The sequence below is a fragment of the Citrobacter sp. RHBSTW-00859 genome (genome assembly GCF_013729795.1).
Classification (GTDB): Bacteria; Pseudomonadota; Gammaproteobacteria; order Enterobacterales; family Enterobacteriaceae; genus Citrobacter; species Citrobacter braakii.
This window is the reverse complement of sequence record NZ_CP056284.1, coordinates 5,045,128-5,067,533: the sequence shown is the minus strand read 5'-3', so window position 1 is coordinate 5,067,533 and position 22,406 is coordinate 5,045,128. Positions and strand designations below refer to the sequence as shown.

The 22,406-nt window shown below is 54.3% G+C and carries 21 protein-coding genes; 16 read left to right on the top strand and 5 right to left on the bottom strand.

Features of this window, described 5'->3' with window-relative positions; genetic code table 11:
• The first annotated feature begins 27 nt into the window (after positions 1-27).
• The 7 genes from dapF to corA all read left to right on the top strand — a co-directional run bounded on the left by dapF (position 28) and on the right by corA (position 6,841).
• Positions 28-852 (top strand): diaminopimelate epimerase, encoded by an 825-nt coding sequence (dapF, locus tag HV302_RS25480; RefSeq protein WP_016155126.1) that lies wholly within the window; start codon positions 28-30, stop codon positions 850-852.
• Entirely contained in the window at positions 849-1,556 is a 708-nt protein-coding gene (locus HV302_RS25475; protein ID WP_032932189.1) for a DUF484 domain-containing protein, read from the top strand. The genes dapF and HV302_RS25475 overlap by 4 nt, the downstream gene beginning before the upstream one ends.
• A complete protein-coding gene (gene xerC / locus HV302_RS25470) occupies positions 1,553-2,455 on the top strand; it encodes a tyrosine recombinase XerC (protein ID WP_046274891.1) in 903 nt (300 codons plus the stop codon). The genes HV302_RS25475 and xerC overlap by 4 nt, the downstream gene beginning before the upstream one ends.
• Positions 2,455-3,171 (top strand): 5-amino-6-(5-phospho-D-ribitylamino)uracil phosphatase YigB, encoded by a 717-nt coding sequence (gene yigB, locus HV302_RS25465; protein ID WP_181626744.1) that lies wholly within the window; start codon positions 2,455-2,457, stop codon positions 3,169-3,171. Before xerC ends, yigB begins: the two co-directional genes overlap by 1 nt.
• Before the next feature lie 88 nt (positions 3,172-3,259).
• Positions 3,260-5,422, top strand: coding sequence for a DNA helicase II (gene uvrD / locus HV302_RS25460; protein WP_003828957.1), 2,163 nt, complete (start codon positions 3,260-3,262; stop codon positions 5,420-5,422).
• 257 nt (positions 5,423-5,679) lie between these two features.
• Positions 5,680-5,736 (top strand): YsgD/CorL family protein, encoded by a 57-nt coding sequence (ysgD, locus tag HV302_RS28090; protein WP_212723238.1) that lies wholly within the window; start codon positions 5,680-5,682, stop codon positions 5,734-5,736.
• Between the two features lie 154 nt (positions 5,737-5,890).
• Positions 5,891-6,841 (top strand): magnesium/cobalt transporter CorA, encoded by a 951-nt coding sequence (gene corA / locus HV302_RS25455; RefSeq protein ID WP_181626743.1) that lies wholly within the window; start codon positions 5,891-5,893, stop codon positions 6,839-6,841.
• 41 nt (positions 6,842-6,882) lie between these two features.
• Here corA and rarD read toward each other — a convergent pair whose 3' ends face one another.
• Both rarD and yigI read right to left on the bottom strand, forming a co-directional pair.
• On the bottom strand, positions 6,883-7,776 hold the full coding sequence (gene rarD, locus HV302_RS25450) for an EamA family transporter RarD (protein ID WP_016155131.1): 894 nt from the start codon (positions 7,774-7,776) through the stop codon (positions 6,883-6,885).
• A gap of 51 nt (positions 7,777-7,827) precedes the next feature.
• Positions 7,828-8,295: an acyl-CoA thioesterase YigI gene (gene yigI / locus HV302_RS25445; RefSeq protein ID WP_003017917.1), complete on the bottom strand. Its 468-nt coding sequence runs from the start codon at positions 8,293-8,295 to the stop codon at positions 7,828-7,830.
• A gap of 165 nt (positions 8,296-8,460) precedes the next feature.
• Between yigI and pldA the strand changes: the two genes are divergently transcribed.
• From pldA to rhtC, 3 genes are all read left to right on the top strand, one after another.
• Entirely contained in the window at positions 8,461-9,330 is an 870-nt protein-coding gene (pldA, locus tag HV302_RS25440; RefSeq protein ID WP_016157849.1) for a phospholipase A, read from the top strand.
• 88 nt (positions 9,331-9,418) lie between these two features.
• Positions 9,419-11,248: an ATP-dependent DNA helicase RecQ gene (gene recQ, locus HV302_RS25435; RefSeq protein ID WP_019078429.1), complete on the top strand. Its 1,830-nt coding sequence runs from the start codon at positions 9,419-9,421 to the stop codon at positions 11,246-11,248.
• Positions 11,249-11,312: 64 nt separating this feature from the next.
• A complete protein-coding gene (gene rhtC, locus HV302_RS25430) occupies positions 11,313-11,933 on the top strand; it encodes a threonine export protein RhtC (RefSeq protein ID WP_019078428.1) in 621 nt (206 codons plus the stop codon).
• A gap of 44 nt (positions 11,934-11,977) precedes the next feature.
• Here rhtC and rhtB read toward each other — a convergent pair whose 3' ends face one another.
• On the bottom strand, positions 11,978-12,598 hold the full coding sequence (gene rhtB / locus HV302_RS25425; RefSeq protein ID WP_057067472.1) for a homoserine/homoserine lactone efflux protein: 621 nt from the start codon (positions 12,596-12,598) through the stop codon (positions 11,978-11,980).
• Positions 12,599-12,708: 110 nt separating this feature from the next.
• Between rhtB and pldB the strand changes: the two genes are divergently transcribed.
• From pldB to HV302_RS25410, 3 genes are all read left to right on the top strand, one after another.
• The gene (gene pldB / locus HV302_RS25420; RefSeq protein WP_003017911.1) at positions 12,709-13,725 is read left to right on the top strand and encodes a lysophospholipase L2; all 1,017 of its coding nucleotides are present in this window, start codon (positions 12,709-12,711) and stop codon (positions 13,723-13,725) included.
• Between the two features lie 15 nt (positions 13,726-13,740).
• Positions 13,741-14,541: a sugar/pyridoxal phosphate phosphatase YigL gene (yigL, locus tag HV302_RS25415; protein WP_008787091.1), complete on the top strand. Its 801-nt coding sequence runs from the start codon at positions 13,741-13,743 to the stop codon at positions 14,539-14,541.
• Between the two features lie 80 nt (positions 14,542-14,621).
• Positions 14,622-15,521: a carboxylate/amino acid/amine transporter gene (locus HV302_RS25410; RefSeq protein ID WP_016157852.1), complete on the top strand. Its 900-nt coding sequence runs from the start codon at positions 14,622-14,624 to the stop codon at positions 15,519-15,521.
• On the opposite strand, the gene metR is transcribed toward HV302_RS25410, so the two are convergent.
• Entirely contained in the window at positions 15,409-16,362 is a 954-nt protein-coding gene (metR, locus tag HV302_RS25405; RefSeq protein WP_003017908.1) for an HTH-type transcriptional regulator MetR, read from the bottom strand. The two genes, HV302_RS25410 and metR, sit on opposite strands and share 113 nt — an antisense overlap.
• Before the next feature lie 234 nt (positions 16,363-16,596).
• Between metR and metE the strand changes: the two genes are divergently transcribed.
• On the top strand, positions 16,597-18,858 hold the full coding sequence (gene metE, locus HV302_RS25400; protein ID WP_181626742.1) for a 5-methyltetrahydropteroyltriglutamate--homocysteine S-methyltransferase: 2,262 nt from the start codon (positions 16,597-16,599) through the stop codon (positions 18,856-18,858).
• 102 nt (positions 18,859-18,960) lie between these two features.
• On the opposite strand, the gene HV302_RS25395 is transcribed toward metE, so the two are convergent.
• Positions 18,961-19,767 (bottom strand): dienelactone hydrolase family protein, encoded by an 807-nt coding sequence (locus HV302_RS25395; RefSeq protein ID WP_016155137.1) that lies wholly within the window; start codon positions 19,765-19,767, stop codon positions 18,961-18,963.
• 265 nt (positions 19,768-20,032) lie between these two features.
• Here HV302_RS25395 and udp point away from each other — a divergent pair, with 265 nt between their 5' ends.
• On the top strand, positions 20,033-20,794 hold the full coding sequence (gene udp / locus HV302_RS25390; RefSeq protein ID WP_006686084.1) for a uridine phosphorylase: 762 nt from the start codon (positions 20,033-20,035) through the stop codon (positions 20,792-20,794).
• Positions 20,795-20,934: 140 nt separating this feature from the next.
• On the top strand, positions 20,935-22,365 hold the full coding sequence (gene rmuC, locus HV302_RS25385) for a DNA recombination protein RmuC (protein WP_181626741.1): 1,431 nt from the start codon (positions 20,935-20,937) through the stop codon (positions 22,363-22,365).
• The last annotated feature ends 41 nt before the right edge of the window (positions 22,366-22,406 follow it).

The window sequence follows — 22,406 nt, the reverse complement described above, 5'->3', positions numbered from 1 at the left end:
TCTGTACCCGCGTGAACGGAGTGAATGATGCAATTCTCTAAAATGCATGGCCTTGGCAACGATTTTATGGTCGTCGACGCGGTAACGCAGAATGTCTTTTTCTCACCAGAGCTGATCCGCCGCTTGTCCGACAGGCATCTCGGCGTTGGATTTGATCAACTGCTGGTGGTTGAACCTCCGTATGATCCGGAGCTGGATTTCCACTACCGTATTTTTAATGCCGACGGTAGTGAAGTGTCACAGTGTGGCAATGGCGCCCGCTGTTTTGCCCGCTTTGTTCGCCTGAAAGGGCTGACCAATAAGCGTGATATTCGCGTCAGTACCGCTAATGGTCGTATGGTATTAACCGTAACCGACGACGAGCTGGTACGGGTGAATATGGGTGAACCCAATTTTGAACCCGCGCAGGTTCCGTTTCGCGCCAACAAAGCAGAGAAGACCTATATTATGCGCGTGGCTGAACAGACAGTATTGTGCGGCGTGGTTTCAATGGGGAACCCGCACTGCGTAATTCAGGTTGATGATGTTGATACGGCCACGGTAGAAACGTTGGGGCCGGTTCTGGAAAGTCACGAACGCTTTCCTGAACGCGCCAATATCGGATTTATGCAGGTGGTAAAGCGCGAGCACATCCGGCTGCGCGTCTATGAGCGCGGCGCGGGTGAAACGCAGGCCTGCGGCAGCGGTGCGTGCGCCGCTGTTGCGGTTGGTATCCAGCAGGGCCTGCTGGCAGAAGAAGTGAGGGTGGAATTACCGGGCGGTCGACTTGATATCGCCTGGAAAGGTCCGGGTCATCCGCTGTATATGACTGGCCCGGCGGCACATGTCTACGACGGATTTATTCACTTATGAAGCAACCAGGGGAAGAACTACAGGAAACGCTCATGGAGCTGGACGACCGGGCGGTCGTCGATTACCTGCAACGTAATCCTGAGTTTTTTATCCGTAATGCCCAGGCAGTTGAAGCGATGCGTGTTCCGCACCCGGTGCGGGGTACGGTCTCTTTAGTGGAATGGCATATGGCGCGGGCACGTAATCATATCAACGTGCTGGAAGAGAATATGGCGTTGTTGATGGAACAAGCCAACGCCAATGAAAGCCTGTTCTATCGACTGTTAAATCTGCAAGCACGGCTGGTATCGGCCAGCAGTCTTGACGACATGCTGATGCGATTTCATCGCTGGGCGCGTGAGTTAGGGCTGGCTGGGGCGACGGTTCGTCTGTTCCCGGATCGCTGGCGACTTGGTGCGCCATCAAAATTCACTCATCTGGCATTAAGCCGTCAGGCTTTTGAACCGCTGCGTATTCAGCGTCTGGGCCAGTCACTGCACTATCTTGGACCGCTCAATGGCCCGGAACTTCTGGTCATGATGCCCGAGGCGAAAGCGGTAGGCTCGGTGGCGATGTCGATGTTGGGGCAAGATGGATCCCTGGGCGTGATGCTGTTCAGCAGTCGCGACGTTAATCATTACCAGCAGGGGCAAGGTACGCAATTACTGCAGGAAATCTCGCTGATGTTGCCGGAGCTGCTGGAGCGCTGGATTGAACGCGTATGACCGATTCACCCCTTTCTCAGGATGTGGCGCGCTTTTTACGCTATCTGGGCGTTGAGCGCCAGCTTAGCCCGATCACATTGCTGAATTATCAGCGTCAGCTTGATGCCATCATTGCGTTAGCCGGAGAGACCGGTCTGCAAAGCTGGCAACAATGTGACGCTTCGATGGTACGCAGTTTTGCCGTGCGCAGCCGTCGTAAAGGGCTGGGGCCAGCGAGCCTGGCGCTGCGTCTCTCCGCATTGCGCAGTTTCTTTGACTGGCTGGTTAATCAGGGCGAGCTGAAAGCCAATCCCGCAAAAAGTGTTTCCGCGCCGAAAGCACCGCGTCATCTACCTAAAAATATCGATGTCGACGACGTTAATCGTCTGCTGGATATCGACCTCAACGATCCCCTCGCCGTGCGCGACCGGGCAATGTTAGAAGTGATGTACGGCGCAGGGCTGCGTTTGTCTGAACTGGTTGGGCTGGATATTAAACATCTCGATCTCGACACCGGCGAAGTATGGGTGATGGGGAAGGGCAGTAAAGAACGTCGCCTGCCAATTGGCCGCAATGCAGTGGCGTGGATTGAGCACTGGCTGGACCTGCGGGGGCTATTTGGCAGCGATGACGATGCGTTATTCCTGTCAAAACTGGGCAAACGCATTTCTGCGCGTAATGTACAAAAACGCTTTGCGGAATGGGGGATCAAACAGGGGCTGAACAGCCACGTACATCCCCACAAATTGCGCCACTCTTTTGCGACGCATATGCTGGAGTCGAGCGGCGATCTGCGCGGGGTACAGGAGTTATTGGGGCATGCTAATCTCTCCACTACCCAAATCTATACCCATCTTGATTTTCAACACCTGGCTTCAGTGTACGATGCGGCGCATCCGCGCGCCAAACGGGGGAAATAATGCGTTTTTACCGGCCTTTGGGGCGCATTTCTGCGCTCACCTTTGACCTTGATGACACCCTTTACGATAACCGTCCCGTTATCACACGCACCGAGCAGGAAGCGCTCGCGTTTGTACAGAATTACCATCCGGCGTTGAATTCGCTGCAAAATAGCGACCGACAGCGCTTACGTCAGGCCGTTCGCGACGCTGAGCCGGAAATCTACCACGACGTTACCCAATGGCGTCACCGCGCCGTAGAGCGCGCTATGCTGGAGGCGGGATTATCAGAAGCAGAAGCCAGAATGGGGGCGAATGCGGCGATGATGAATTTCGCCAAATGGCGTAGCCGCATTGACGTCCCGCAGGCGACGCATGACACGCTGAAGGCGCTGGCCCACAAATGGCCGCTGGTGGCGATCACCAACGGTAATGCGCAGCCAGAACTGTTCGGCCTGGGCGATTACTTTGAGTTTGTGCTGCGCGCCGGTCCCGACGGGCGATCAAAACCGTTCAGCGACATGTACGCGCTGGCGGCGGATAAACTGAAAATGCCCGTGGCTGAGATTCTGCATGTGGGCGATGACCTGACGACAGACGTGGCGGGGGCCATCCGTTGCGGTATGCAGGCCTGCTGGATCAAACCGGAAAATGCCGACCTGATGCAAACCGCAGACAGCCGTTTGCTGCCGCATATCGAAATTTCACCGTTGGCATCTCTGACCTCGCTGATATAATCACCAGCAGAACTCTGTATATATACCCAGCTTTTTGGCGGATGGCGCTACGCTTATCCGCCTTACCTACTTTTACGCGGCGGTGCCAATGGACGTTTCTTACCTGCTCGACAGCCTTAATGATAAACAGCGTGAAGCGGTGGCCGCGCCACGCAGCAACATGTTGGTTTTGGCCGGCGCGGGGAGTGGTAAAACTCGCGTGCTGGTGCATCGTATCGCCTGGTTACTGACGGTAGAGAACAACTCGCCATACTCCATTATGGCGGTGACCTTTACCAACAAAGCGGCGGCGGAAATGCGCCACCGTATTGGCCAGATCATGGGAACCAGCCAGGGCGGTATGTGGGTGGGTACATTCCACGGTCTGGCGCACCGTCTGCTGCGCGCGCACCATATGGATGCGAACCTGCCGCAGGATTTCCAGATCCTCGACAGCGAAGACCAATTGCGTTTACTCAAGCGTTTGATCAAGGCGATGAATCTTGATGAGAAGCAGTGGCCGCCGCGTCAGGCGATGTGGTTTATCAATAGCCAGAAAGACGAAGGGCTGCGCCCGCACCATCTGCAGAGCTATGGCAACCCGGTTGAGCAAACCTGGCAGAAGGTGTATCAGGCCTATCAGGAAGCGTGTGACCGCGCGGGGCTGGTGGATTTTGCCGAGCTGTTGCTGCGCGCCCATGAACTGTGGCTCAACAAGCCGCATATCCTGCAGCACTACCGCGAACGCTTTACCAATATCCTGGTGGACGAATTCCAGGATACCAACAACATTCAGTACGCCTGGATCCGCCTGCTGGCGGGCGATACCGGCAAAGTGATGATCGTTGGCGATGATGACCAGTCGATCTACGGCTGGCGCGGGGCGCAGGTGGAAAACATCCAGCGCTTCCTCACGGATTTCCCGGGCGCAGAAACCATTCGCCTGGAGCAGAACTACCGCTCGACCAACAACATCCTCAGTGCGGCCAACGCCCTGATTGAAAACAACAACGGGCGTTTGGGTAAAAAGCTGTGGACCGATGGCGTCGACGGCGAACCAATTTCACTGTACTGCGCGTTCAACGAACTCGATGAAGCGCGTTTTGTGGTCAATCGTATCAAAACCTGGCAGGACAATGGCGGTGCGCTGGAACAGTGCGCCATTCTGTATCGCAGCAACGCCCAGTCGCGCGTGCTGGAAGAGGCGTTGTTACAAGCCAGCATGCCGTACCGTATCTATGGTGGGATGCGCTTCTTCGAACGCCAGGAAATCAAAGATGCGCTCTCCTACCTGCGCCTGATCGCTAACCGCAATGACGACGCTGCATTCGAACGTGTGGTGAATACGCCAACCCGCGGGATTGGCGATCGTACATTAGATGTGGTGCGTCAGACCTCCCGTGACCGCCAGCTTACGTTGTGGCAGGCCTGTCGTGAGCTGTTGCAGGAAAAGGCCCTCGCGGGTCGCGCCGCCAGCGCCTTACAGCGTTTTATGGAGCTGATCGATGCGCTGGCGCAGGAGACCGCCGATATGCCGCTGCACGTGCAGACTGACCGGGTGATTAAAGACTCCGGCCTGCGCATGATGTACGAGCAGGAAAAAGGCGAGAAGGGTCAGACGCGTATCGAAAACTTAGACGAACTGGTGACGGCAACGCGCCAGTTCAGCTACAACGAAGAAGACGAAGACTTAATGCCGCTACAGGCGTTCCTGTCTCACGCCGCGCTGGAAGCAGGCGAAGGGCAGGCGGATACCTGGCAGGATGCGGTACAACTGATGACGCTGCACTCGGCGAAAGGTCTGGAGTTCCCCCAGGTATTTATCGTGGGTATGGAAGAAGGTATGTTCCCCAGCCAGATGTCGCTGGACGAAGGTGGGCGCCTCGAAGAAGAGCGCCGCCTGGCTTACGTAGGCGTGACCCGCGCGATGCAAAAGCTGACGCTGACCTACGCCGAAACGCGTCGTCTGTACGGCAAGGAGGTTTACCACCGCCCGTCGCGTTTTATCGGCGAACTGCCGGAAGCGTGCGTTGAAGAGGTTCGCCTGCGTGCCACGGTTAGCCGCCCGGTGAGCCATCAGCGGATGGGCACGCCAATGGCGGAAAATGATACCGGCTACAAGCTCGGCCAGCGCGTGCGCCACGCTAAGTTTGGTGAGGGCACCATCGTTAATCTGGAAGGAAGTGGTGAGCACAGTCGTTTGCAGGTCGCGTTCCAGGGGCAAGGGATCAAATGGCTGGTGGCGGCCTACGCCAGACTGGAAACGGTTTGATCGGTTTGGCTTTGCCGGATGGCGACGCTGGCGCGTCTTATCCGGCCTACAGACCGGGTAACATTTTGATTTCCAGGCCGGACAAGGCGAAGCCGCCATCTGTCGGTTAATATTCTGAAATCATAGATAAATAATTCCCCTCTGCTAACCTTTTTGTATAAGGGGAAATTATTACTTTTTCGCCATCTGTTGCGTGTTGACGTCAAAATTTTGCTGGCGTAACATGCGCGCACGATTACGCTAAGAGGACATTCGCCTTGGACACACCCAGTAGATACTGGCTCATTATCCTGTCATCCAGGATCAACTCCTAAGGCTATCCCTTTTTGCTGATAGCCTTCGCGGTTGTCAGCGACCTTCTGTTTTTTCCCGTCGCGCTGAGTCAGGCTGTTTAATGGTCTGAAACCCAATTTGTTTCTGTGTGCCCTCCGAACTGTCCGATAATTTTTTGCATTGGGAGTCCCGGTCATGCTGAGCGCATTTCAACTGGAAAACAATCGTTTAACTCGCCTTGAGGCAGACGAGATCGAGCACCTGGCCAGTTCGGTTTGGGTCGATTTAGTCGAGCCGGATGACGTAGAACGAAACCGTGTGCAAAAGGACTTGGGCCAGAATCTGGCTACGCGCCCTGAACTGGAAGACATCGAAGCATCTGCGCGTTTTTTTGAAGACGAAGACGGTCTGCACATTCACTCCTTCTTCTTCTATGAAGATGCCGACGATCACGCGGGTAACTCAACCGTCGCATTTACCATTCGCGAAGGTCGCCTGTTTACTCTGCGCGAGCGCGAGCTGCCGGCATTTCGCCTGTACCGCATGCGTGCGCGTAATCAGGCGATGGTGGATGGCAACGCCTACGAGCTGCTGCTCGACCTGTTCGAAACTAAAATTGAACAGTTGGCGGATGAGATCGAAAACATCTACAGCGACCTGGAAAAACTCAGCCGTGTGATCATGGAAGGGCGTCAGGGTGATGAATATGACGAAGCGCTTTCGACGCTGGCGGAACTGGAAGATATTGGCTGGAAGGTCCGCCTGTGTCTGATGGATACCCAGCGCGCACTGAACTTCCTGGTGCGTAAAGCGCGTTTGCCGGGGAGTCAGCTGGAACAGGCGCGTGAGATTCTGCGCGATATCGAATCCCTGCTGCCGCACAACGAATCACTGTTCCAGAAGGTTAACTTCCTGATGCAGGCGGCGATGGGCTTTATCAATATCGAGCAGAACCGCATCATCAAGATCTTCTCGGTGGTCTCTGTGGTGTTCCTGCCGCCGACGCTGGTGGCTTCCAGCTACGGGATGAACTTTGAGTTCATGCCGGAACTGCACTGGAGCTTCGGTTACCCAGGGGCGATTGTCTTTATGATGCTCGCGGGTCTGGCGCCGTATCTGTACTTTAAGCGCAAGAACTGGTTGTAATGGCTGTGCCGGATGGCGGTTACGCCTTATCCGGCACTTCTTCAGCTCCGACGTACCCGTCGTTGCGTATAAATCGCATCCATCACGAAAACTGCCAGCGCCACCCAGATAAACGCAAACGTGACCATTTTATCCGCTCCCGGAACTTCACCGTAGAAAGTGACGGCCAGCAGGAACATTAGCGTGGGTCCGATATACTGGAAGAAACCCAGCGTGGACAGACGCAGGCGGGTCGCCGCGCCGGTAAAGCACAGCAGCGGAATGGTGGTCACGACACCTGCAGCAATCAGCAGCAGATTGAGCGACATGGGGTTTTGCCCCATATGGCTGGTTGGGCTGTCCGCAATGCCAAACAGATAGATGGCCGCAACGGGTAAAAGCCACAGGGTTTCGATCAGCATGCCGGTTTGTGCTTCGACGGCAATCTTCTTGCGTACCAGACCATAGAAAGCAAAGCTGAACGCCAGGCCCAACGCGATGATTGGCAGCGATCCGAAGGTCCACAGCTGTACCAGTACGCCGCAGGCGGCTAACAGTACCGCCAGCCACTGCATGCGACGAAAGCGCTCGCCGAGGAAAAGCATTCCCAGCACAATATTCACCAGTGGGTTAATAAAATAGCCCAGGCTGGCTTCCAGCATATGATGATTATTGACCGCCCAAATGAACAGCAGCCAGTTTCCACCGATGAGCACTGCAGAGAGCGCCAGCAGGAAGATCTTCTTTGGCGTTTGTAGCAGCGTTTTGATGCCCGACCACTGGCGGCTGATGCTCATCAGTACCACCATAAAGAAAAATGACCAGATGACGCGATGCGTCAGGATCTCATCCGCCGGGACATAGTAAATCAGCTTGAAGTAGGCAGGAGCGATACCCCAAATAAAATAAGCAGCAAGAGCGAGTAACACGCCCTGCCGCGTTTGTTTAGCATCCATCGGGAAAACTCATTTCAGAAATGTAACAGCAGTTTACCTTTTTTTGGGCACTTACCCCACCATATAAGTGGCGGTTGCGCTGGCAATATAAAGCTGTTCTTCGTTATGCAGTTCCACGCGCGCAACGGCGACTTTATTCCCCGCCCGCAGCAGGCTACTGGTGGCGGTAAAGCGATTTCCTCTCCCCGGGCGCAGGTAATCAACGCGCAAATCGATTGTCCCCATACGTGACATTCGCTGACGCAGTTCGTCCTCGCTGATCGTCTCATGGCGGGTCAGCGTACTGCCAACGCACACCAGCCCGGCGGCAACGTCCAGCGCCGACGCGATCACGCCGCCATGCAGAATGCTTTGCGCCCAGTTGCCGACCATCATCGGTTGATTATTAAAGGCTAATTGAGCAAATTCTTTCTCATAGCGTTCAAGCTCCAGACCCAGCGCCCGGTTAAACGGCATATGATAGACAAACATTTCACCCACTAACTTCAGCGCTTCCTCAGCAGTAAGTACGGCAGACATACGATCCCTACATCTCAATGGTTAATGAAATGTTGATATTATGCTTATTATTTGTTGTTTTCTACTTTAGGACGGGATAACTAACGAGGAACTCGCTAAGTATGTAGAATACTTGCCAGATAATTATACAATTCATCAATATTTTGGTTCAGGAGAACATTACCGATGCGGGCGATTCTGGGATGGTTACTACCAGCAGTCATGCTGCCGTTGACCGCGTATGCGCAGGAAGCGACAGTGAAAGAGATTCATGATGCACCGGCGGTTCGCGGCAGTATCATCGCCAACATGCTGCAGGAGCATGACAACCCTTTCACGCTTTATCCTTATGAGACCAATTATCTCATCTACACCAATACCAGCGACATGAACAAAGAGGCGATCAGCAGCTATAGCTGGTCCGAAAATGCGCGCAAAGATGAGGTTAAGTTTCAGCTAAGCCTGGCGTTTCCGCTCTGGCGCGGAATATTAGGCCCGAACTCGGTACTCGGCGGTTCCTATACCCAGAAATCCTGGTGGCAGCTTTCGAACAGTGAAGAGTCTGCACCGTTTCGCGAAACCAACTATGAACCGCAATTGTTCCTCGGTTTCGCCACCGACTATCGCTTTGCCGGTTGGACGCTCCGCGATGTCGAAATGGGCTATAACCATGACTCCAATGGTCGATCCGACCCCACCTCACGTAGCTGGAACCGCCTTTACACCCGGCTGATGGCTGAAAACGGTAACTGGCTGGTGGAAGTTAAGCCGTGGTACGTTATCGGCAGCACTGACGATAACCCTGATATCACCAAATATATGGGCTACTATCAGTTGAAAATGGGTTATCACCTGGGTGACGCGGTGATCAGTGTGAAAGGCCAGTACAACTGGAATACCGGCTACGGCGGCGCAGAGCTGGGGGCCAGTTATCCCATTACGAAGCATGTGCGTCTTTATACCCAGGTCTACAGCGGCTACGGCGAATCACTGATTGACTACAACTTCAATCAGACCCGTGTTGGCGTGGGTGTAATGCTTAACGATATCTTCTGACAGGTATTGAGAGTATTTTAATCATTGCAGTTTCTCTCTCAGGCGCTGAAAATAGCGCCTGTTTTTATTTCAGGCTAATGGGGTTAATGTGGCGCAGGCGGAAGTGTTGAATCTGGAAATGGGCGCTAAACAGGTTTTGCAGGAAACCTTTGGCTACCAACAGTTTCGCCCTGGTCAGGAAGAAATCATTGATACCGTGATCGCTGGTCGCGACTGCCTGGTCGTTATGCCGACCGGTGGCGGAAAATCCCTGTGCTATCAAATTCCCGCATTATTGCTTAACGGCCTCACCGTTGTTGTTTCTCCGCTGATTTCTCTGATGAAAGATCAGGTCGATCAACTGCTTGCCAACGGCGTGGCGGCCGCGTGTCTGAACTCCACCCAAAGTCGTGAGCAGCAGCTTGAGGTGATGGCAGGCTGTCGTAGCGGGCAGATTCGCTTACTGTACATTGCGCCCGAACGCCTGATGCTGGATAACTTCCTTGAAAATCTGGCGCACTGGAACCCGGTGCTGCTGGCGGTTGATGAAGCGCACTGTATTTCGCAGTGGGGGCATGATTTCCGTCCGGAATATGCCGCGCTGGGGCAGTTGCGTCAGCGTTTCCCAACTCTGCCGTTTGTCGCGCTGACCGCGACCGCGGACGAGACAACCCGGCTGGATATTGTGCGTCTGCTGGGGCTCAACGACCCGTTAATTCAGATCAGCAGCTTTGATCGCCCGAATATTCGCTACATGTTGATGGAGAAGTTTAAGCCGCTCGATCAACTGATGCGCTACGTGCAAGAGCAGCGCGGTAAGTCCGGTATTATCTACTGTAACAGTCGCGCTAAAGTAGAAGATACCGCCGCGCGTCTGCAAAGCCGAGGCATTAGCGCCGGGGCTTATCATGCCGGGCTGGAAAACGCTGTACGTGCAGAAGTGCAGGAGAAATTCCAGCGTGATGACCTGCAAATCGTGGTGGCGACCGTGGCGTTCGGTATGGGAATCAACAAACCTAACGTACGCTTCGTGGTGCATTTCGATATTCCGCGCAACATCGAGTCCTATTACCAGGAAACCGGCCGCGCCGGGCGTGACGGCCTGCCTGCGGAAGCAATGCTGTTTTACGATCCGGCTGATATGGCATGGCTGCGCCGTTGCCTCGAAGAGAAACCCGCCGGGCAACTGCTGGATATCGAACGGCATAAGCTCAATGCGATGGGGGCGTTTGCCGAGGCGCAAACCTGTCGTCGTCTGGTGCTGTTGAACTATTTTGGCGAGGGGCGTCAGGAGCCGTGTGGTAACTGCGACATCTGTCTCGACCCGCCAAAACAGTACGACGGGCTCATGGATGCGCGCAAAGCGCTGTCGACTATCTACCGTGTTAATCAACGCTTTGGTATGGGTTATGTCGTGGAGGTTCTGCGCGGAGCGAATAACCAGCGAATTCGCGAGCTGGCCCATGACAAGCTGCCTGTCTATGGCATTGGTCGTGAGCAAAGCCACGAACATTGGGTAAGCGTTATCCGCCAGCTTATTCATCTTGGGCTGGTGACGCAGAATATTGCTCATCACTCCGCGTTACAGCTAACCGAAGCCGCGCGTCCGGTACTGCGTGGTGATGTTGCGCTACAGCTTGCGGTACCGCGAATTGTGGCGCTGAAACCGCGAGCGATGCAGAAATCCTTCGGTGGCAATTACGATCGCAAACTGTTCGCCAAATTGCGGAAGCTGCGTAAAGCCATTGCTGATGAAGAGAATATCCCGCCGTATGTAGTGTTCAACGACGCCACGCTGATTGAAATGGCTGAGCAGATGCCGGTTTCACCGAGCGAAATGCTGAGCGTTAATGGCGTGGGGATGCGTAAACTTGAGCGTTTTGGCAAAGAGTTTATGGCGCTTATTCGCGCGCACGTTGATGGTGACGACGAAGAGTAGTCAGCCAGGCAAAAAAGTGCCAGGATGGTGACTCACTGAACTATTTCCCCCGCGAGTCATTTTTATGTTAACGCTATTTTTCACCGTTGCGTTGGTGCATATCGTTGCGCTGATGAGTCCTGGTCCCGACTTTTTCTTTGTTTCTCAAACAGCGGTTAGCCGTTCGCGCAAAGAAGCTATGATGGGCGTGCTGGGTATTACTTGTGGCGTCATGGTCTGGGCTGGCATAGCGCTGCTCGGCCTACATCTGATTATCGAAAAAATGGCCTGGCTGCACACCATTATTATGGTGGGCGGGGGGCTGTATCTGTGCTGGATGGGTTATCAGATGCTACGCGGCGCGTTTAAAAAACAGGATGTTGCGACTCCCACTCCGCAGGTTGAGCTGGCGCAGAGCGGACGCAGCTTTTTGAAGGGACTGCTGACCAACCTGGCGAACCCTAAAGCCATTATCTATTTTGGCTCCGTGTTCTCATTGTTCGTTGGCGATAACGTGGGAACGGGCGCACGCTGGGGGATCTTTGCCCTGATCATCGTGGAAACGCTGGCGTGGTTTACCGTAGTCGCCAGCCTGTTTGCACTGCCGAAAATGCGTCGTGGCTATCAGCGTCTGGCGAAGTGGATTGATGGTTTTGCCGGTGCGCTGTTTGCGGGCTTCGGTATCCACCTGATTATTTCGCGTTAAGTTTCTTCCGGGCCGGATAAGCGCAAGCGCCTCCGGCACCTTCATCAGGCATGCCGTGCCGAGGCTAACAAGGCGCCTATCAGCATAAACAGCGAGCCAAACACTTTGTTTAACGCTTTCATTTGCTTTGGCCCTTTAATCCAGCCAGCAATGCGCGTGGCCAGCGTCGCGTAACCGATCATCACAATGATATCGACCACGATGGTCGTGACGCCAAGCACCACGTACTGCATTAACTGCGGTTCCTGTGGCAGGATAAACTGCGGGAACAGGGCTGCAAGGAAAACGATGCTCTTGGGGTTGGTCAGATTAACAAAGACTGCGCGTTTGAACAGGCGGCTGCGCGATTGCGTATTCGCCATGGTGTTCAGATCGATAGCACCCGCCGCCCGCCATTGCTGAATACCCAGCCAAATCAGATAGGCCGCCCCCGCCCATTTCAGCACCTCAAATGCGATAACCGAACGTGAAAATAGCGTTCCCAGTCCTACACCAACCAGAACGATATGAATGCCAAGCCCGGTCTGTAAACCAGCAATCGACGCGCTGGCGCCGCGATAACCGTAACTGATGGCGGTGGTCATGGTGTTGATTGCGCCAGAGCCTGGAGACAAGCTCAAAATAATAGAGGTCAACAGGTAGGCGAACCACCATTCAAAGGTCATGAGAAACTCCCGGATTGTCTATTTTTATGCCACAATACGCTACTGCCGTTAGGTTGTGTCAGCGACGGCGAAAAAAACGATTTTACTTGGTCAGCGAGGCTGGATACCCGATGTTTCAGCAGCAAAAAGACTGGGAAACAAGAGAAAACGCGTTTGCTGCTTTTTCCATGGGGCCACTGACAGATTTCTGGCGTCAGCGGGAAGAAGCGGAATTTACGGGCGTGGATGATATCCCCGTCCATTTTGTGCGTTTTCACGCAGAAAAAAACGATCGCGTCATCGTCGTCTGTCCTGGACGCATTGAAAGCTACGTGAAATACGCTGAACTGGCGTATGACCTGTTTCATTCTGGTTTTGACGTCCTCATTATCGATCACCGTGGCCAGGGGCGTTCCGGGCGTATGCTTTCGGACCCGCATCGCGGTCATGTCGATAACTTTAATGACTATGTCGACGATTTAACCGCCTTCTGGCAGCAGGAAGTGCTACCCGGTCCGTGGAGAAAGCGCTATATACTGGCGCATTCAATGGGCGGTGCGATTGCCACGTTATTCTTGCAGCGCCACCCGAATCAGTGTGATGCCATCGCGCTTTGCGCGCCGATGTTTGGTATTGTGATGCGCTTTCCCGACTGGATGGTACGCCACATTCTGGACTGGGCTGAAGGGCATCCGCGGATCCGCGAAGGTTATGCGATGGGTACCGGGCGCTGGCGGGCGCTGCCATTCGGTATGAATGCGTTAACCCATAGTCGACAGCGCTATCGGCGCAATCTACGCTTCTATGCGGATGAGCCACGGCTGCGCGTTGGCGGCCCCACCTACCACTGGGTACGTGAAGGTATTCTGGCAGGCGAACAGGTTCTGGCTGGAGCAGGAGACGACGCGACGCCGACGCTGCTGATTCAGGCCGAAGAAGAGCGTGTGGTAGATAACCGCATGCACGATCGTTTTTGTGAACTCCGCGCCGCAGCGGGTCATCCCGTAGAAGGGGGGCAGCCGCTGGTCATCAAAGGCGCGTACCATGAGATCCTTTTTGAAAAGGACGCAATGCGCTCAGTCGCGCTTAACGCTATTGTCGAATTTTTCGACAAGCATAACTCATCCAGCGGAACCCGCTTTGCCTAGAGGTTGAATTTTCTTATGTATCAGGTTGTTGCGTCTGATTTAGACGGTACGCTGCTTTCTCCCGACCATACTCTGTCCCCTTATGCCAAAGAGACGCTGAAGTTATTGACCGCTCGTGGCGTTAACTTCGTGTTTGCGACTGGCCGTCATCATGTTGATGTGGGGCAAATTCGCGATAACCTCGGCATTAAAACCTACATGATCACGTCCAACGGTGCGCGGGTGCATGATTCTGACGGAAATCTGGTGTTTTCGCATAACCTGGATCGCGACATTGCCAGCGACCTGTTTGGCGTAGTGAATGCAAACCCGGACATCGTGACCAACGTTTATCGTGATGATGAGTGGTTTATGAACCGCCATCGCCCGGACGAAATGCGCTTCTTCAAAGAAGCAGTGTTTAACTATTCACTGTTTGAACCTGCGTTACTGGAGCCGGAAGGCGTGAGTAAGGTGTTTTTCACCACCGATTCTCACGAAAGGCTGCTGCCGCTGGAGCAGGCGATTAACGCCCGCTGGGGCGACCGCGTCAACGTCAGTTTCTCTACGCTTACCTGCCTGGAAGTCATGGCTGGCGGCGTATCGAAAGGCCATGCGCTGGAAGCGGTGGCGAAAGCTATGGGCTATAGCCTGAAAGATTGTATCGCTTTTGGCGACGGGATGAACGACGCGGAAATGCTCTCCATGGCGGGCAAAGGCTGCATTATGGGCAATGCTCACCAGCGCCTGAAGGATCTGCATCCGGAACTGGAAGTCATTGGTCTTAATGCCGACGATGCCGTGCCGCATTATCTGCGTGAGCTGTTTTTGCAGTAATGTTTTTGTTCGTTAGTTGACCAGATGTCAACTTAAAACTTCGCTACAATGGGCGTACCTTTTGTTAAGAGACATCCATTGTGGCGTTACTCATCATTACCACAATTCTGTGGGCCTTTTCCTTTAGCCTGTTTGGCGAGTACCTTGCCGGTCATGTCGATAGCTATTTTGCGGTGCTGGTGCGCGTTGGGCTGGCGGCGCTGGTGTTCCTGCCATTTTTACGTACCCGTGGGCATAGCGTAAAAACCATCGCGCTGTATATGCTGGTGGGCGCCATGCAGCTTGGCATTATGTATATGCTGAGTTTTCACGCCTATCTGTACCTGACGGTTTCAGAACTGCTGCTCTTTACCGTGCTGACGCCGCTCTACATTACGCTGATTTATGACCTGATGAGCGGACGTCGTCTGCGCTGGAGCTACGCCTTCAGTGCGTTGCTGGCGGTGATTGGTGCGGGGATCATTCGTTACGATCAGGTGACCAGCCACTTCTGGACCGGCCTGCTGCTGGTGCAGTTGTCCAATATCAGCTTTGCCATTGGCATGGTGGGCTACAAGCGTCTGATGGAAACGCGGCCAATGCCGCAGCACAACGCCTTTGCCTGGTTTTACATGGGGGCCTTTATGGTGGCGGTCGTGGCCTGGTTCATGCTGGGGAATGCGCAGAAAATGCCTGCAACCACGCTACAGTGGGGAATTCTGGTCTTTCTTGGCGTGGCAGCGTCCGGCATTGGTTACTTTATGTGGAACTACGGCGCGACCCAGGTGGATGCGGGGACGCTGGGCATCATGAACAATATGCATGTGCCGGCCGGGCTGCTGGTTAACCTGGCTATCTGGCATCAACAGCCTCACTGGCCAAGCTTCATCATTGGTGCGGCTGTGATAGTGGCTTCACTGTGGGTACATCGAAAGTGGGTCGTTCCGCACTCCGTACAAACGGCAGGTGATCGCAGGCGTGATTCCGCGCTGAGCGAATAAACGCTTCCGTGACCGGCTGTCGCTGCTCGCCATCGCGCACGGCGGCGTACAGCCGACTCCACAATCCATCGCCCAGGGTTTTGGTCACCACCAGGCCCTGGCGTTCAAAACTCTCCACCACCCAGTGCGGTAAAGCTGCAATACCCATTCTGGCTGCAACCATCTGAATCAGCAGCAGGGTGTTATCCACGCTCTTCAGCGACGGACTAACGCCCGCAGGCTGCAAGAAATGCCGCCAGACATCCAGTCGACTCCGTTGCACCGGGTAAATAAGCAGCGTCTCACTGGCTAAATCCTCCGGCGTGATCTGCGTCTTGCTGGCCAGCGGATGGTCCGGCGCCAGTACCAGGCGGACTTCAAAATCGAACATCGGCGAGTAGTGCAGTCCGCTACGCGGCAGAATGTCGGATGTCAGCACCAGATCCAGCTCATCCTGTTGTAGCGCTGGTTGCGGATCGAACGTCACGCCGGATTTAAAGTCCATCTCCACTTGCGGCCAGTTGGCACGAAAATTCTCCAGCGCGGGCGTCAGCCATTGAATACAGCTATGGCATTCAATAGCGATCCGCAGCCGGGTTTGCTGCGGTTCGTTGCAGGCCTGCAGCGCACGACCAATTTGCGGCAACACCTGATTTGCTAACTGCAGCAAAATTTCGCCTTGCGGCGTAAAGCGCAGAGGCTGGCTTTTACGGATAAAAAGTCGAAAGCCAAGGCGCTGTTCCAGATCGCTGAATTGGTGAGAGAGGGCGGATTGGGTCTGATGCAACGTCGCCGCTGCGGCCGCCAGCGAACCACTATTCCGCAACGCCTGGAGCGTTTTCAGGTGTTTAATCTCGATCATGAAAGTCCTTCACTTCGGCATGAACAAATTGCGCTTGAGGAATATACAGTAACTGTCAATTATGGATGTGTAAACATCTGGATGGCTAAAATCCTTCGTCTTTTAAATTTATGGTGCGTTGGCTGCGTTTTTCCACCCCGGTCACTTACTTCAGTAAGCTCCTGGGATGAATAAACTTGCCACCTTCCTTAAATTAAAAATCAATAGGATTTACATATAATTAGAGGAAGAAAAATGACAATACTTAATCACACCCTCGGTTTCCCTCGCGTTGGCCTGCGTCGCGAGCTGAAAAAAGCGCAAGAAAGCTACTGGGCGGGAAATTCTTCCCGCGAAGATTTGCTAACCGTTGGCCGCGAGCTGCGTGCCCGTCACTGGGATCAGCAGAAGCAGGCGGGCGTTGACCTGCTGCCGGTGGGCGATTTTGCCTGGTACGATCACGTGCTGACCACCAGCCTGCTGCTCGGCAACGTTCCGGCTCGTCATCAAAATAAAGACGGCTCGGTCGATATCGATACCTTATTCCGCATTGGCCGTGGCCGCGCACCAACCGGGGAGCCCGCGGCGGCGGCAGAAATGACCAAATGGTTTAACACCAACTATCACTACATGGTGCCAGAGTTCACCAAAGGTCAGCAGTTCAAACTGACCTGGACCCAACTGCTGGATGAAGTGGATGAAGCGTTGGCGCTCGGTCACAAGGTGAAACCTGTGCTGCTGGGACCGGTAACTTACCTGTGGCTGGGGAAAGTGAAGGGCGAACAGTTTGACCGCCTGAGCCTGTTGAACGATATTCTGCCGGTTTACCAGCAGGTGCTGGCTGAGCTGGCGAAACGCGGTATTGAGTGGGTGCAGATTGATGAACCGGCTCTGGTGCTGGAGCTGCCTCAGGTTTGGCTGAACGCCTTCAAACCAGCGTATGACGCGCTGACGGGTCAGGTAAAGCTGCTGCTGACCACCTACTTCGAAGGCGTAACGCCAAACCTGGAAACCATTACCGCGCTGCCGGTGCAGGGGCTGCACGTTGACTTCGTGCACGGTAAAGATGAAGTGACCGAGCTGCACAAGCGTCTGCCTGCCGACTGGTTGCTGTCAGCGGGGCTGGTGAACGGTCGCAACGTCTGGCGTGCCGATCTCAGCGAAAAATACGCGCAAATTAAAGATATCGTCGGGAAACGTGACCTGTGGGTAGCTTCTTCCTGCTCCCTGCTGCACAGCCCAATCGATCTCAGCGTGGAAACCCGCCTTGATGCAGAAGTGAAGAGCTGGTTTGCCTTCGCCCTACAAAAATGCAGCGAGCTGGCGCTGCTGCGTGATGCGTTGAACAGCGGTGATACGGCGGCAATTATGGCGTGGAGCGCACCGATCCAGGCTCGTCGTCACTCTACCCGCGTACACAACGCCGCAGTGGAAAAACGTCTGGCGGCGATCACCGCCCAGGACAGCCAACGTGCCAACGCTTACCCGGTTCGCGCCGAAGCGCAGCGTGCCCGCTTTAATCTGCCGGCATGGCCGACCACCACTATCGGCTCATTCCCGCAAACCACGGAAATTCGCGGCCTGCGTCTGGACTTCAAAAAGGGCAACCTGGATGCAAGTAACTACCGCACCGGTATCGCGGAACATATCAAACAGGCGATTGTTGAACAGGAACGTCTGGGGCTCGACGTGCTGGTGCACGGTGAAGCCGAACGTAACGACATGGTGGAATATTTTGGCGAGCACCTGGACGGTTTCGTCTTTACCCAGAACGGTTGGGTGCAGAGCTACGGCTCTCGCTGCGTGAAACCACCGGTGGTTATTGGCGATGTCAGCCGCCCGGAAGCGATCACCGTGGAGTGGGCGAAGTATGCCCAGTCGCTGACCGACAAACCGGTAAAAGGCATGTTGACCGGTCCGGTGACCATTCTCTGCTGGTCATTCCCGCGTGAAGACGTGACGCGTGAAACCATCGCTAAGCAGATTGCGCTGGCGCTGCGTGATGAGGTAGCGGATCTGGAAGCGGCGGGTATTGGCATCATCCAGATTGACGAACCGGCACTGCGCGAAGGTCTGCCACTGCGCCGCAGCGACTGGGCGGCGTATCTGGAGTGGGGCGTGGAAGCCTTCCGCATCAACGCGGCGGTGGCGAAGGATGAAACCCAGATCCACACCCACATGTGTTACTGCGAGTTCAACGACATCATGGACTCCATTGCGGCGCTGGACGCGGACGTGATCACCATTGAGACTTCACGCTCTGATATGGAGTTGCTGGAGTCGTTTGAAGAGTTCGACTATCCGAACGAAATCGGGCCGGGCGTATACGATATTCACTCGCCGAACGTCCCGAGCGTGGAGTGGATTGAAGCCCTGCTGAAGAAAGCCGAGCAGCGTATTCCTGCCGAGCGTCTGTGGGTCAACCCGGACTGCGGCCTGAAAACGCGCGGTTGGCCGGAAACCCGCGCCGCGCTGGCGAACATGGTCAAAGCCGCGCAGAACCTACGTCAGGCGTAATTCCTTGCCGGTGGCCGGGAAGCGCAAGCGCTTACCCGGCTTACAGGAAATAGCAAGAGTTGTAGGCCCGGTAAGGTGTAGTCGCCGCCGGGCAATTAACGTTTATTTCTTCCCGCCGTATTGTGTGAACCACTCCAGCATTCTCAGCCAGCCATCTTTCGCGGACTCTTCGTGATAGCTCGGACGATAATCGGCGTTAAACGCATGTCCGGCATCGGGATAGACCACAATTTCCGCTTTTGCATTGGCGGCGCGCAGCGCCTGACGCATTGTTTCAACGGTATCTTGCGGAATACTGGTGTCCTGGCCGCCATAAAGTCCCAGAACAGGGGCGTTAAGATCGGTCGCGATATCAACAGGATGTTTCGGCGAGTTGAGAGTTTTATCGCCCACCAGTTTGCCATACCACGCTACCGCCGCTTTTAACTGCGGATTATGAGCTGCATACAGCCAGGTGATGCGTCCACCCCAGCAAAATCCGGTGATCATCAACTGGTGGGCATCTCCTCCGTTACGAGAAGCCCAACTGGCGACATGATCCAGATCGGCCAATACCTGAGAGTCAGGCACTTTGGCGACAAGGCTGCTGAGCAACGTGGGGATATCGGCAAAGTCATTGGGATCGCCTTCACGAAAATAGAGCTCTGGTGCGATAGCCAGATACCCTTCCAGAGCCAGACGGCGGCAAACGTCACGAATGTGTTCATGAATGCCAAAAATCTCCTGCACGACAATGACCACAGGCAGCGGGCCATCGGACTGTTTTGGTCGTGCGTGATACGCTGGCATATCATCGCCTTGTGAAGGTATGGACGTTACACCGGCGATAATTGCGTTATCCGGAGTGTGAACCGTGGTAGACGTCGGTGGAGATACAGCAGGTGCAAAGCCAGATTGTCGTGTTGTCATGGTATTCTCCGTACCCTTAAATATTCAGCCAAAAAGCGCATTGTTAACTATAGACACATGCAACGAACCACATTGCCTTAAACGGTCTATCTTTTGTGCAGGGCTTCCTTACATCGCATCATTTATGTGATTCAAGTCACTATTTTATGGTAATGGAATGCAATTGATTTACATCATAGTGATGACTGTCACGAAAATATGTTCATGCCTTCGGTAAAGTGTGTTTTTGCTTCTTCTGACAAAACCGATTCACAGAGGAGTTTTTATGTCTAAGTCTGATGTTTTTCATCTCGGCCTCACTAAGAACGATTTACAAGGGGCTCAGCTCGCTATCGTCCCTGGCGACCCGGAGCGTGTGGAAAAGATCGCCGCGCTGATGGATAAGCCGGTTAAGCTGGCATCTCATCGCGAGTTCACTACCTGGCGTGCTGAGCTGGATGGTAAAGCCGTGATCGTGTGCTCTACCGGTATCGGCGGTCCGTCAACCTCTATTGCCGTAGAAGAACTGGCACAGCTGGGCATTCGTACCTTCCTGCGTATCGGTACGACTGGCGCCATCCAGCCACATATCAATGTAGGTGATGTACTGGTCACCACAGCATCTGTCCGTCTGGACGGTGCAAGCCTGCACTTCGCGCCAATGGAATTCCCGGCTGTCGCGGACTTCGAGTGCACCACCGCGCTGGTGGAAGCGGCGAAATCTATCGGCGCCACCACCCACGTAGGCGTTACCGCGTCTTCTGATACCTTCTATCCGGGCCAGGAGCGTTATGACACCTTCTCTGGTCGCGTAGTGAGCCGTTTCAAAGGCTCAATGGAAGAGTGGCAGTCTATGGGCGTCATGAACTACGAAATGGAATCTGCTACGCTGCTCACCATGTGCGCAAGCCAGGGTCTGCGTGCTGGTATGGTCGCGGGGGTTATCGTGAACCGTACTCAGCAAGAGATCCCTAATGCGGAAACGATGAAACAAACAGAAAGCCACGCGGTGAAAATCGTGGTGGAAGCTGCGCGTCGTTTACTGTAATTCTCCCGTCTATTCAAAAAGGCCGACGCGTTCGGCCTTTTTATTTTGCGTAGTGCCTCGCAGGAAATTCCTTTTAAACTGGACGTTTATACAGCACAATTCTATTTTGTGCGGGTAAGTCGTTGCTGTAAGGGGGCGTTGTGGATATTTCAATTATGATGAGTGCCGTGCTGGCGTTAGCCGCTGGGCTGCTGGTGGGGTGGCTGGCAACAAAAGCGCATGCCGATCGGATCCGTGCCGACCTCATCGAAGAACGACGCGAACTGGATATTGCGCTAAGCGCCGCCCGCCAGCAGCTCTCACAGGAAGCCCACTGGCGCGATGAGTGCGAACTACTCAATAACGAATTGCGAAGTCTGCACAGCATCAACACCTCTCAGGAAGCCGATCTTCGAGAAGTCACTACCCGACTGGAAGCGACGCAGCAGCATGCGGAAGATAAAATCCGCCAGATGTTCAACAGCGAACAGCGTCTGAGCGAACAATTTGAAAATCTGGCGAACCGTATTTTCGAGCACAGCAACCGTCGTGTAGATGAGCAAAATCGCCAAAGCCTGAACAGCCTGCTTACACCGCTTCGCGAACAACTGGACGGTTTTCGACGCCAGGTTCAGGATAGCTTTGGTAAAGAGGCGCAAGAACGCCATACTCTGGCGCACGAAATTCGTAATCTGCAGCAACTGAACGTGCAGATGGCGCAGGAAGCGGTAAACCTGACGCGGGCATTAAAAGGCGATAACAAAACGCAGGGCAACTGGGGCGAGGTCGTACTCACGCGGGTGCTTGAGGCTTCCGGTCTGCGCGAAGGCTATGAATACGAAACCCAGGTCAGCATTGAGAACGACGCCCGTTCGCGGATGCAGCCAGATGTCATCGTCCGGTTACCGCAGGGCAAAGATGTGGTGATCGACGCGAAAATGACGCTGGTCGCCTATGAACGCTATTTTAATGCTGAAGATGAATACACCCGCGAGAGCGCGTTGCAGGAGCACATCGCCTCGGTACGAAACCATATCCGTTTGCTGGGGCGCAAAGACTATCAGCAGCTTCCTGGGCTGCGCACACTTGACTATGTGCTGATGTTTATCCCCGTTGAGCCTGCTTTTTTACTGGCGCTCGATAGACAGCCTGAACTGATTACCGAAGCCCTTAAAAATAACATTATGCTGGTTAGCCCTACCACGTTGTTGGTGGCATTGCGCACGATTGCCAACTTGTGGCGCTACGAGCATCAGAGTCGTAATGCGCAACAGATTGCCGATCGGGCCAGCAAACTTTATGACAAGATGCGATTGTTTGTGGATGATATGTCGGCAATTGGCCAAAGCCTGGATAAAGCTCAGGATAACTACCGACAGGCGATGAAAAAACTCTCTTCAGGCCGTGGAAACGTCCTGTCGCAGGCAGAAGCGTTTCGCAGTTTAGGCGTGGAAATTAAGCGCGAGATTAATCCTGAACTGGCTGAACAAGCCACTACGCAGGATGAAGAGTACCGCTTGCGCTCGGTCCCTGAGACGCAGCAGGATGAACCTTACCCTGATGATGAAGCGGTAAACCAGCAATCAAACTAGTCCGTTTGGGGTAGTTGAACCGGGCAGAAGGGTAGGGCAAA

Bases quoted from the DNA above. Each gene is read 5' to 3' on its own strand.
- dapF (WP_016155126.1), top strand. From the start codon at position 28: ATGCAATTCTCTAAAATGCATGGCCTTGGCAACGATTTTATGGTCGTC.
- HV302_RS25475 (WP_032932189.1), top strand. From the start codon at position 849: ATGAAGCAACCAGGGGAAGAACTACAGGAAACGCTCATGGAGCTGGAC.
- xerC (WP_046274891.1), top strand. From the start codon at position 1,553: ATGACCGATTCACCCCTTTCTCAGGATGTGGCGCGCTTTTTACGCTAT.
- yigB (WP_181626744.1), top strand. From the start codon at position 2,455: ATGCGTTTTTACCGGCCTTTGGGGCGCATTTCTGCGCTCACCTTTGAC.
- uvrD (WP_003828957.1), top strand. From the start codon at position 3,260: ATGGACGTTTCTTACCTGCTCGACAGCCTTAATGATAAACAGCGTGAA.
- corA (WP_181626743.1), top strand. From the start codon at position 5,891: ATGCTGAGCGCATTTCAACTGGAAAACAATCGTTTAACTCGCCTTGAG.
- rarD (WP_016155131.1), bottom strand. From the start codon at position 7,776: ATGGATGCTAAACAAACGCGGCAGGGCGTGTTACTCGCTCTTGCTGCT.
- yigI (WP_003017917.1), bottom strand. From the start codon at position 8,295: ATGTCTGCCGTACTTACTGCTGAGGAAGCGCTGAAGTTAGTGGGTGAA.
- pldA (WP_016157849.1), top strand. From the start codon at position 8,461: ATGCGGGCGATTCTGGGATGGTTACTACCAGCAGTCATGCTGCCGTTG.
- rhtC (WP_019078428.1), top strand. From the start codon at position 11,313: ATGTTAACGCTATTTTTCACCGTTGCGTTGGTGCATATCGTTGCGCTG.
- rhtB (WP_057067472.1), bottom strand. From the start codon at position 12,598: ATGACCTTTGAATGGTGGTTCGCCTACCTGTTGACCTCTATTATTTTG.
- pldB (WP_003017911.1), top strand. From the start codon at position 12,709: ATGTTTCAGCAGCAAAAAGACTGGGAAACAAGAGAAAACGCGTTTGCT.
- yigL (WP_008787091.1), top strand. From the start codon at position 13,741: ATGTATCAGGTTGTTGCGTCTGATTTAGACGGTACGCTGCTTTCTCCC.
- metR (WP_003017908.1), bottom strand. From the start codon at position 16,362: ATGATCGAGATTAAACACCTGAAAACGCTCCAGGCGTTGCGGAATAGT.
- metE (WP_181626742.1), top strand. From the start codon at position 16,597: ATGACAATACTTAATCACACCCTCGGTTTCCCTCGCGTTGGCCTGCGT.
- HV302_RS25395 (WP_016155137.1), bottom strand. From the start codon at position 19,767: ATGACAACACGACAATCTGGCTTTGCACCTGCTGTATCTCCACCGACG.
- udp (WP_006686084.1), top strand. From the start codon at position 20,033: ATGTCTAAGTCTGATGTTTTTCATCTCGGCCTCACTAAGAACGATTTA.